Annotated in this window: 9 protein-coding genes and 1 tRNA gene; 8 read left to right on the top strand and 2 right to left on the bottom strand. The window is 33.5% G+C overall.

Annotated elements, in window-relative coordinates; all coding sequences use genetic code 11:
• Together dtd and Q0A18_RS02135 are read right to left on the bottom strand one after the other, a co-directional pair.
• Positions 1-437, bottom strand: a 437-nt coding sequence (gene dtd, locus Q0A18_RS02130) for a D-aminoacyl-tRNA deacylase (protein ID WP_292008522.1), incomplete at its 3' end; no start/stop codon positions are given.
• Positions 438-440: 3 nt separating this feature from the next.
• On the bottom strand, positions 441-893 hold the full coding sequence (locus Q0A18_RS02135; RefSeq protein WP_292008523.1) for a hypothetical protein: 453 nt from the start codon (positions 891-893) through the stop codon (positions 441-443).
• 108 nt (positions 894-1001) lie between these two features.
• Between Q0A18_RS02135 and greA the strand changes: the two genes are divergently transcribed.
• The 8 genes from greA to Q0A18_RS02175 all read left to right on the top strand — a co-directional run bounded on the left by greA (position 1002) and on the right by Q0A18_RS02175 (position 8820).
• On the top strand, positions 1002-1472 hold the full coding sequence (gene greA, locus Q0A18_RS02140) for a transcription elongation factor GreA (protein ID WP_292008524.1): 471 nt from the start codon (positions 1002-1004) through the stop codon (positions 1470-1472).
• A 42-nt stretch (positions 1473-1514) separates the two neighbouring features.
• Positions 1515-1904, top strand: coding sequence for an HIT family protein (locus Q0A18_RS02145; RefSeq protein WP_292008525.1), 390 nt, complete (start codon positions 1515-1517; stop codon positions 1902-1904).
• A gap of 61 nt (positions 1905-1965) precedes the next feature.
• Entirely contained in the window at positions 1966-3150 is a 1185-nt protein-coding gene (clpX, locus tag Q0A18_RS02150; protein WP_292008526.1) for an ATP-dependent Clp protease ATP-binding subunit ClpX, read from the top strand.
• Positions 3151-3229: 79 nt separating this feature from the next.
• Positions 3230-5239 (top strand): T9SS type A sorting domain-containing protein, encoded by a 2010-nt coding sequence (locus tag Q0A18_RS02155; protein ID WP_292008527.1) that lies wholly within the window; start codon positions 3230-3232, stop codon positions 5237-5239.
• 5 nt (positions 5240-5244) lie between these two features.
• Positions 5245-5454: a signal peptidase gene (locus Q0A18_RS02160; RefSeq protein WP_292008528.1), complete on the top strand. Its 210-nt coding sequence runs from the start codon at positions 5245-5247 to the stop codon at positions 5452-5454.
• 61 nt (positions 5455-5515) lie between these two features.
• Positions 5516-6799, top strand: coding sequence for a TlpA disulfide reductase family protein (locus tag Q0A18_RS02165; RefSeq protein WP_292008529.1), 1284 nt, complete (start codon positions 5516-5518; stop codon positions 6797-6799).
• Positions 6800-6843: 44 nt separating this feature from the next.
• Positions 6844-6917, top strand: a tRNA-Met gene (locus Q0A18_RS02170).
• 172 nt (positions 6918-7089) lie between these two features.
• Positions 7090-8820: a CocE/NonD family hydrolase gene (locus tag Q0A18_RS02175; protein ID WP_292008530.1), complete on the top strand. Its 1731-nt coding sequence runs from the start codon at positions 7090-7092 to the stop codon at positions 8818-8820.
• The last annotated feature ends 84 nt before the right edge of the window (positions 8821-8904 follow it).

Consider the following 8904-nt stretch of genomic DNA (forward strand, 5'->3'; position numbering starts at 1 on the left):
ATGGAATCCATAATAATTGTTACGGGACCATCATTAATAAGAGAAACCTTCATATCGACCCCAAAAATCCCACTTTCTGTTTTCAATCCGGATTGGGCGATTTGTTCTTTAAAATAATTAAAAAGAGGAATTGCCTGATCAGGTTTTGCGGCTTTAATAAAAGAAGGTCGGTTTCCTTTTTTATAATCAGCAATGAGAGTAAACTGACTGATACAAAGGATTTCCCCGGAAACATCTTTTATAGAAAGATTAAGCTTTCCATTTTCATCAGCAAAGACTCTCAGATTTAATATCTTTTGTATAAGCCAATCCGCATCTGATTTCTCATCCGCTTCGTCAATACCTATTAAAAGCATAAACCCCTTGTTGATTTCACCTACGATTTTACTATCTACTTTTACATGAGCTTCCGAAACTCTTTGGATCACTACTTTCATTTTTTAATTATAGATATTCAGAATATTGGTTATGGAATCATAACTGTAAAAATAAGTTTTAGGAGCAAGGGAAGATACAGCAGTAGGCTGTCCGGTTAATAAGATCCATTGGGCATTATCTTTAGGGCATATGATACTGATGTTATCTTTAACTTCAAGAGTGGTATTGGTGTCAGGACAAATGTGAGGAGCATTTCTGTCGTATACTTTAAATGTATTACCGGACCCTCTTACAACAATTAAACCTCTGGTGCCTGATTGCTGCTCATTGATATATAACCATCCTCCTGGTTGGTTAAGTGTATAATAAGCAGGAAGGCTTAAGTTGAGAGTAACGCCGATAGTAGTGGTTGGAAAACAACTTACGGTATCATCTCTGTTACTGCAAGAGTTAGTATATAAAGTACTGATTGTCAATAGGGTGAAAATAATAAGGGTTGAAAAAGTTTTTTTCATTTCAAATTAAATTTTTATATCTTTGTAGAAATTAACGAATATTACACAAAAACATTGTCCGGCAAATGTCGGATTATTTTTTTATACTAAAAACAAAATTTTAAGATTATGGCAAGCTATGTAACCAAGGAAGGTTTAGAGAAAATGAAAGCCGAGCTGGAGCAGTTGGAAACAATTGAAAGACCAAAAATTACCCAGCAGATTGCAGAAGCGAGAGATAAAGGTGATTTATCCGAAAATGCTGAATATGATGCCGCTAAAGAGGCTCAAGGAATGTTGGAAATGAGAATTTCCAAGCTTAAAGATGCTATATCTACTTCTAAAATTATAGATGAAAGCCAATTAGATACTTCAAAAGTTTCAATTTTAACGACTGTTAAACTAAAAAATAACACAACAAAACAAGAGCAGGTTTTTACACTGGTTCCGGATAATGAAAGTGATCTGAAAAGTGGTAAAATATCAGTTAATACACCCATAGCTAAAGGTCTGCTGGGAAAATCTGTAGGTGAAACTGCTGAAGTAGTATTACCAAACGGAAACAAATTGTCCTTTGAAGTTTTGGATATTTCCTTATAGATGATGTAACTTCACTTCTAATAAAAAAAGATTATCAATTCAATGAGCAGCGTATTTACTAAAATCATTAACGGAGAAATCCCATCTTATAAAATAGCAGAAAACGAGCATTTTATTGCTTTTCTGGATGCTATGCCTTTAGTGAAAGGACACACATTGGTGGTTCCTAAAAAAGAGGTAGATTTAATTTTTGACTTGGATAGCGAAGAATACAAAAATCTTTGGGGATTCGCTCAGGATATTGCTAAAAAGATAAAAGCAGCCATTCCATGCATAAGAGTAGGAATTGCCGTAGTAGGACTTGAAGTTCCTCATGCTCATATCCACTTAATCCCATTAGATAAAATGGAGGATATGAACTTTAGAAATGAGAGATTGAAATTAACAAGTGAAGAGTACAAAAAAATTCAAAACTCAATTATTAATTCGTGATAAAATAAGATCGTAAAAAAGCAATTTTTTACGATTTTCTCTTAAATATATTATAAATAAGATGAATCCAAATCAGTGTTCTTTCTGCGGAAGAAAAAGAAATGAAGTACAAATGCTGATCTCCGGTCAGAATGGCTTTATTTGCGAAAATTGTATAGAACAGGCTCACGCAATCGTAAAAGACGGAGCTTCTAAAGATGGATTTTCTCCCGCTGAAAGTATCGAAGAGCTTAAAAAGCCAAAAGAAATTAAAGAATTTCTGGATCAATATGTAATAGGACAGGACCAGGCTAAGAAACAGCTTTCTATTGCTGTTTACAATCATTATAAAAGATTGTTACATGCAAAAAATGAAAACCGGGATGTAGAGCTTGAAAAATCCAATATCATTATGATAGGAGAGACGGGAACGGGGAAAACATTACTTGCAAAAACCATTGCCAGAGAACTGAATGTTCCATTCTGTATCGTAGACGCAACCATTCTCACGGAAGCAGGATATGTGGGAGAGGATGTGGAAAGTATATTATCTAGGCTTCTGATGGTAGCAGATTATGATGTGGAAAAAGCAGAAAAAGGAATTGTTTTTATAGATGAAATCGATAAGATAGCCAGAAAATCTGATAATCCGAGTATTACAAGAGATGTTTCAGGGGAAGGCGTTCAGCAAGGATTATTGAAATTATTAGAAGGAAGTATTGTAAATGTTCCGCCACAAGGAGGAAGGAAACATCCGGATCAGAAATATATTCAGGTGAATACGCAAAATATACTGTTTATTGCAGGAGGAGCTTTTGATGGAATTAAAGAGATCATCGAAAGGAGAATGAATAAACAGGCGATAGGCTTTAGCTCTGAAAAAATAAATAAAGTGGATGAAGATGAATATGTATTAACCAATATCAATGCAATTGATCTTCGTTCTTTTGGTCTAATTCCGGAACTTTTGGGACGTTTTCCTATTATTACCTATCTGGAAAAGTTAACCAAAGAGACTATGGTTCGAATCATGAAAGAACCTAAAAATTCAATTGTCAATCAATTCGTGGAATTGTTTAAAATGGATGGCACAGAATTGGTATTTACGGACGAAGCAATTGAAATGATTGTAGAGGAAACTATGGAAAAGGGCTTAGGCGCCAGAGGTTTAAGAGGGACAACGGAGAAAGTTCTCGAAGACTATATGTTTTCAATAGGGGAGACTAAAAAAATTGTATTAACACAAGATAATATTTATGTTAAATAATAAAATATTTTTTTTATTTTAAAAAAAAATCATACCTTTGCAGTTGAAGATTGTATTAACGCACAAATTATAATATACAATGAGAAAAAGTTTATTTGCTATAGGTCTTTTAGCAGTTAGTTACTCTGTTCAGGCGCAGATATTATGTCACGTAGACACTAATGCTAATATGTATGTAAGTAAGGGCACACTAGTTTATAGTGGAGGAGGCATGCAGATGAAAGGTTCGGGAGTTATCGAAAACCATGGAAATATAATGGTTGTAGGTACTTCTACAGATGCTTTCAGAACTATCGACGCGTCTAACGTCGCTAAAACAGAGGCGAACGGTGGTGGTAATTTTATTAATAGATTAAATGAGCCCACTGCATATGCGACTGTAAATACCAACAGCTCAACGGCTACACCAGCTTATACATATGGTCAGCTATATATTACGGGTATTCCTCAAGCGAATATTACGGGTATCGTAGATCAGGAGTTTAGAGCGGTTAAACATGGTACATACCAACAGATTTCTCTTCCGTTCTATAACAAGACAATGTCTACTTTAAATTCCGAACTACAAAAAACATTCTCAACAACAAGACGTTCTCAAAATGAGATCTTATATTGGGATAACACAAAAGTAGTTTCTAAACATCTGACTACCCTTGCTTCCAAATTTGGAGTAACCCTTCCTGCAAGAACTTATTTTATGCTTGGAGGTTCAGGACTTGATGTAAGTAGTGTTACCAGAACTCTTAAAGGAACACCTGTTGCTGATGGTACTTTTGCAATGGTAGTGAAGAATGGTGGAGCTACTGTTAATTTTGGAACAAATGGTACTGCGCTTAATGAATATAATGAGAAATATGCTTCTTATGTTCAGGATGGTTTCCATATAGCAGCAGGAGGAACTGCATGGCAAGGTGGTTACGGAAGATATTGGTACCAATTCGGTAATCCTTTTTTAACTAATTTAGACTTGTCTCAGATAGCAACGCAAGATAGTGACGGGTCTTATTTGAGTACAATTCAGGGAGTTAGATTAGAAGTTTCTGGAGTTACTTCTTCAACGGGTGCTAATGGGACAGGAGGAACTGGTGCTGCATCTTATAAGTTTGTTACATTCAGTGCTGGAGTTCCAACCGGAGATGTTGACTATTTAATGGTTAGACCTCTGGGAACATTTGCTATTAAATTATTTGATAATACTGCAAGTGATCAAATTGATCTTTCTAATTTAAGAAGATTCAATTATTATACTAGAGACGCAGGGACTACTTATAGTGTAACAGCTAATAAAAATGCTTCAGCATCTTTAATAGGATCTGGATCTAGCAGAACTGCAGCTGTAGCTGGAGGTACTGTAAAGCAATTAGGAGTTATTGCTCTTGATGCTAATGGTAAAGAACTAGGTAGAACTTATTATGTAGTATATCCTAACGGTACCACTGGTAACTCTGTAAACGCTAAAACTCAGGTGCAAAATGAAACTACAAATGTAGTTGGTACTTTTGAAGAAGCTTTAAATGGAGGTTATGATAATAACTTTACTTCAAAGTATTGGTTATATGTTAATGAGGCTAATGAAAATGATTTCAAAGGTAAAAATGTGAAGCTTGTAAATTATAGCACTGCTATCAAATTTTATAAATTTGAAGTTAGGGAAAATGCTAAATTAGTTGCTGATAACACACATGCATTATCTACTGGTATCGGTTTCTATTATAAAGCGCCAAACGGAGCTGTAACTGAAGCTAAGCAAGGGGCTGTTGTTCCTGCAGGAAGTGAGTATGACCTTTATTATGGGGCTCCTAGTGCTACAGCGCGTAAAGTAACTGATGAAGTTGCAACAGCTAAGCCGTCAAGAACAATGGTAATCTATAATCCTGAAATTACTAACTATATAGTTAGATTTGATCCAAACTGGAAAAAAGCAGATATTGAAGTTTACGATATGAGTGGTAAACTGGTTATCTCTAAAAAAGCAGTTAATACTTCTACAGATTTTGTAATTGAATTAGATAATTCTATTAAAAATTCTTACGTTGTAAAAGTTGTTTCTGATACTGGAGAAACCGTTAACACTAAAATTTTAAAATAAATAATATGAAAACTATTAATAAACTAATATCAGCCTTTTTTCTTTTCGCGGTGTTATTAATTAATGCTCAGCCACCACAGCCAGGAGGTGGAGGTGGGGGTGTTGGTCCTGGAGACCAAGCAGCGCCTATTGATATGTACGTATATGTATTATCTGCGGTTGCAGTATCATTTATAGTATTTTTTACTAAAAAGTACAAAAGTCAAAAAGCATAAATTTTTATTAAAATAAATAGAAACTCTCTGATTAATCAGAGAGTTTTTTTATTTTTACTTTATGAAAAAAACTTATATCTTATCAACACTCCTGGCTGCATTTTCTTTGCACGCCCAATTTACCATTACGGTACAGGCTCCGGCTGATTTTAAAGAACAGGAAGCTATCTTATATACTCTGAACGGATCAAAAGATATTATTTTTACCAAGGAACAAAGTAAAAATAATATTTGGAATTTTAAATATCCTCATAATTATATGGGAATGATGAAAATTTATTTTCCTAATGTGAATAGTACGATTAGCTTTATTTCGGAGAATAAAAATGTAAATCTTAAGCTGGAAGCACTTAATAATAAGGTTAAAAATGTAATATATCAGGATGAAGCTAATGAGCTAATGAATAAATATCAGGAAGTGTCTCAGAAAAAGGATATTATTCTTCCAGCTTTAACACAGATTAAGGAATATTATAAAGAAAACACTGATTTCGGTCAGGCATTAAAGACGGAAATTGACAGACTTTCAGGAGGAAAAGCCATTGATCAGGCACAACATCCTTTTATATCTTATTATAATATTAACTATAATAAATATGTATCTGCAGATGGAGCTAGAAAGGCAACACAAGAAGATATCATAAACTTTCTTGATAAGTCTAACGACATGTTGGAAACCTCTTCTTTGTTACGACCTGTATTAGTTACTTATCTTAATGCCGGAGGAAATACAAATGTTACAGGTTCTGTAGATAAACTATTGGATAGATTGAAGGTAGAAACTCCCAGGGGGCAAACTGTTCTGTCTGAATTGATAGATATATTCGATGCTTACGACATGAAGGAATATAAGGATAAATATCTTACAGAAGCAAAGAATCTTAAATGTACGATTACAGATCGTTTGGCAGCTACATTAAAATCTAACGCAAATGTAGAAATAGGGGCTGCTTTTCCTAACTATACTTTTGTATCTCCTGTCAATACAAATGCTAAATCTCTTTATGATGTAAAGGCTGATAAGAAGATTATTGTATTCTGGTCCTCTACATGTTCACATTGTGAAACTGAAATTCCTCAATTCTTAGCTAAATACAATGATCTTAAGGCCAAAAATGTTCAAATTGTTGGGTTGTCTCTTGATGTAGATAAGAGCTCTTATATCAACAGAATTAAGGCTTTTCCATGGATCAATGATTCTGAATTGAAAGGATGGAACAGCAGTTATGCTGACACCTATAATGTTCACGCTACACCAACCTATTTTATTTTGGATGCTAACAACAAGATTATCAGTAAGCCAGACCATGTGGGCGATGTTTTAGAATATTTTAAATTAAAATAATTTTGGTGAAAAGCAAATATTTTATATATTTGCACCACCAAAACGGCGAGGTAGCTCAGATGGTTAGAGCGCAGGATTCATAACCCTGAGGTCACGGGTTCAATTCCCGTCTTCGCTACAAGAATATAAAACTGCAATTTTATAATTGCGGTTTTTTTATTTTATATATGAATAAAACTATTATTTCTTTTGATAATAGTTAAACTATTACTGATTTTTGGATACTGTTCCTGAGTTTAATATTATCAGATTCATTATATTTATAATACTTTTATAGGCAAATGAATTTCATGAATAAGACCATTTTTATATTTAACCTTTTTCTTGGGTTGAATTTTATCATAGCACAAAATAAGGATGTGAGAAAGTCTCTAAAAAAAGAAAATTTAATAGTCTATGATAGTATCAATATTCAGACTAAAAAAAATATTTCACTCACATTAAGCCTGATCTATAATAATTTTGGATCGGAGCCGAAGAGTACCATATTGATTAATACAATATATGCTGATGTGAATAATGTTGTATTGGGTAAATCTTTTGCTAAAAATGGATATGCAGTTGTTATTTTAAACACTCGCGGAAAATATCTTAGCAATAATATACTTGATCCTTTTGAGCATGAAGCTGAAGATATTAATGAAGCTATAAATTGGATTATAAAACAACCCTGGAGTGATGGAAAGGTCGGAATGATAGGTCATAGCTATTCAGGATTTAGTCAATGGGCAGCAACAAAGAGACTTCATCCTGCTTTAAAAACTATAATACCTCAGGCTGCGGTAGCTCCTGGTATTGATTTTCCGATGCGTAATAATATGTTTTTTACTTATATATTGTCATGGCTGAATCGTGTTTCTAATCATAAAATGACCGATAATGCTGACTTTAACAATGGGAAAAAGTGGTATTCTATTTATAAAAAATGGTATGAAAGCGGAGTATCTTTTAGAAAACTTGATTCTATTAGTGGGAAACCTAATGCCATTTTTCAGAAATGGCTGGATCATCCTTCATATGACAGCTATTGGAAAACCATGATCCCCTATAAAGATGATTTTTCGAATATTGATATTCCGGTACTTACTACTACCGGATATTATGATGCAGACCAATTAGGAGCATTATATTACCTGAAAGAACACTATTCCTATAATAAAAATGCAGAGCACTATATGGTGATAGGACCTTATGATCATCAAAGTGTAGATAGAATGATAAAAACTAGTTTCCGAGGGTATACAATAGATCCTGCAGCTCGGATAGATTTTGAACAACTATATCTGGAGTGGTTTAATTATGTATTGAAAAACAAAGAAAAGCCAGCCCTTCTGAAGGATAAAATAAATTATCAGCTGATGGGAAGTAACGAATGGAAAAGCAAATCTTCGATCAGTGATTTGGATAGGGATGGAATGAAATGGTTTTTCAATCATGAAAAAGATGTATTCTTATTAACAGCTAAACCTGACAAGAAGAGTTTTTCAAGACTAACGGTTGATCTTAAAGACAGATCAGACTCGAATGAACTTCTTAATCTTAAATATAATATTGTTGATAAAGAAATATATCTTAAGAATAATTTGATTTTTACAACAGCACCATTTGATCAATCTTTTGATTTCTCCGGGCAATTTTCAGGAGAGCTTAATTTTTCTGTTAATAAAAGGGATGTAGACTTGTATTTCAGTTTATATGAAAAAACAGTTGATAATAAATATTTTTTGCTTTCAACATGTGTGACCCGGGCAAGCTATGCTAAAAACAGAGAACAAAGGAATCTATTGGCCCTAGGTAAAAAAGAAAGTATACCTATACAAAATAGTGAATTTGTAAGTAAAAGAATAAAAAAAGGAAGTCGCCTGATTTTAATGATAGGAATAACTAAAAGCCCCTTCTGGCAAATTAATTATGGTACAGGAGGTGATATAAGTAATGAAACTATTAAGGATGCCCAAGATCCAGTTGATCTGAAAATATATGGGAATAGCTATATAAACATTCCGTTAGATATTGACTAAACAAGTGGCTCATTAAATCATTTTTCTGTTTATTAATAGGATGTTTACTGCTTGAATTGAAAAGATTTTCTATCTATTCTAGAA

The organism is Chryseobacterium sp., assembly GCF_022712095.1.
Lineage (GTDB): Bacteria > Bacteroidota > Bacteroidia > Flavobacteriales > Weeksellaceae > Chryseobacterium.

What these genes read in the sequence shown, in the direction of transcription:
- Q0A18_RS02160 (WP_292008528.1), top strand. Translation starts at nt 5,245, where the DNA reads ATGAAAACTATTAATAAACTAATATCAGCCTTTTTTCTTTTCGCGGTG.
- Q0A18_RS02135 (WP_292008523.1), bottom strand. Translation starts at nt 893, where the DNA reads ATGAAAAAAACTTTTTCAACCCTTATTATTTTCACCCTATTGACAATC.
- Q0A18_RS02165 (WP_292008529.1), top strand. Translation starts at nt 5,516, where the DNA reads ATGAAAAAAACTTATATCTTATCAACACTCCTGGCTGCATTTTCTTTG.
- greA (WP_292008524.1), top strand. Translation starts at nt 1,002, where the DNA reads ATGGCAAGCTATGTAACCAAGGAAGGTTTAGAGAAAATGAAAGCCGAG.
- Q0A18_RS02145 (WP_292008525.1), top strand. Translation starts at nt 1,515, where the DNA reads ATGAGCAGCGTATTTACTAAAATCATTAACGGAGAAATCCCATCTTAT.
- clpX (WP_292008526.1), top strand. Translation starts at nt 1,966, where the DNA reads ATGAATCCAAATCAGTGTTCTTTCTGCGGAAGAAAAAGAAATGAAGTA.
- Q0A18_RS02155 (WP_292008527.1), top strand. Translation starts at nt 3,230, where the DNA reads ATGAGAAAAAGTTTATTTGCTATAGGTCTTTTAGCAGTTAGTTACTCT.
- Q0A18_RS02175 (WP_292008530.1), top strand. Translation starts at nt 7,090, where the DNA reads ATGAATAAGACCATTTTTATATTTAACCTTTTTCTTGGGTTGAATTTT.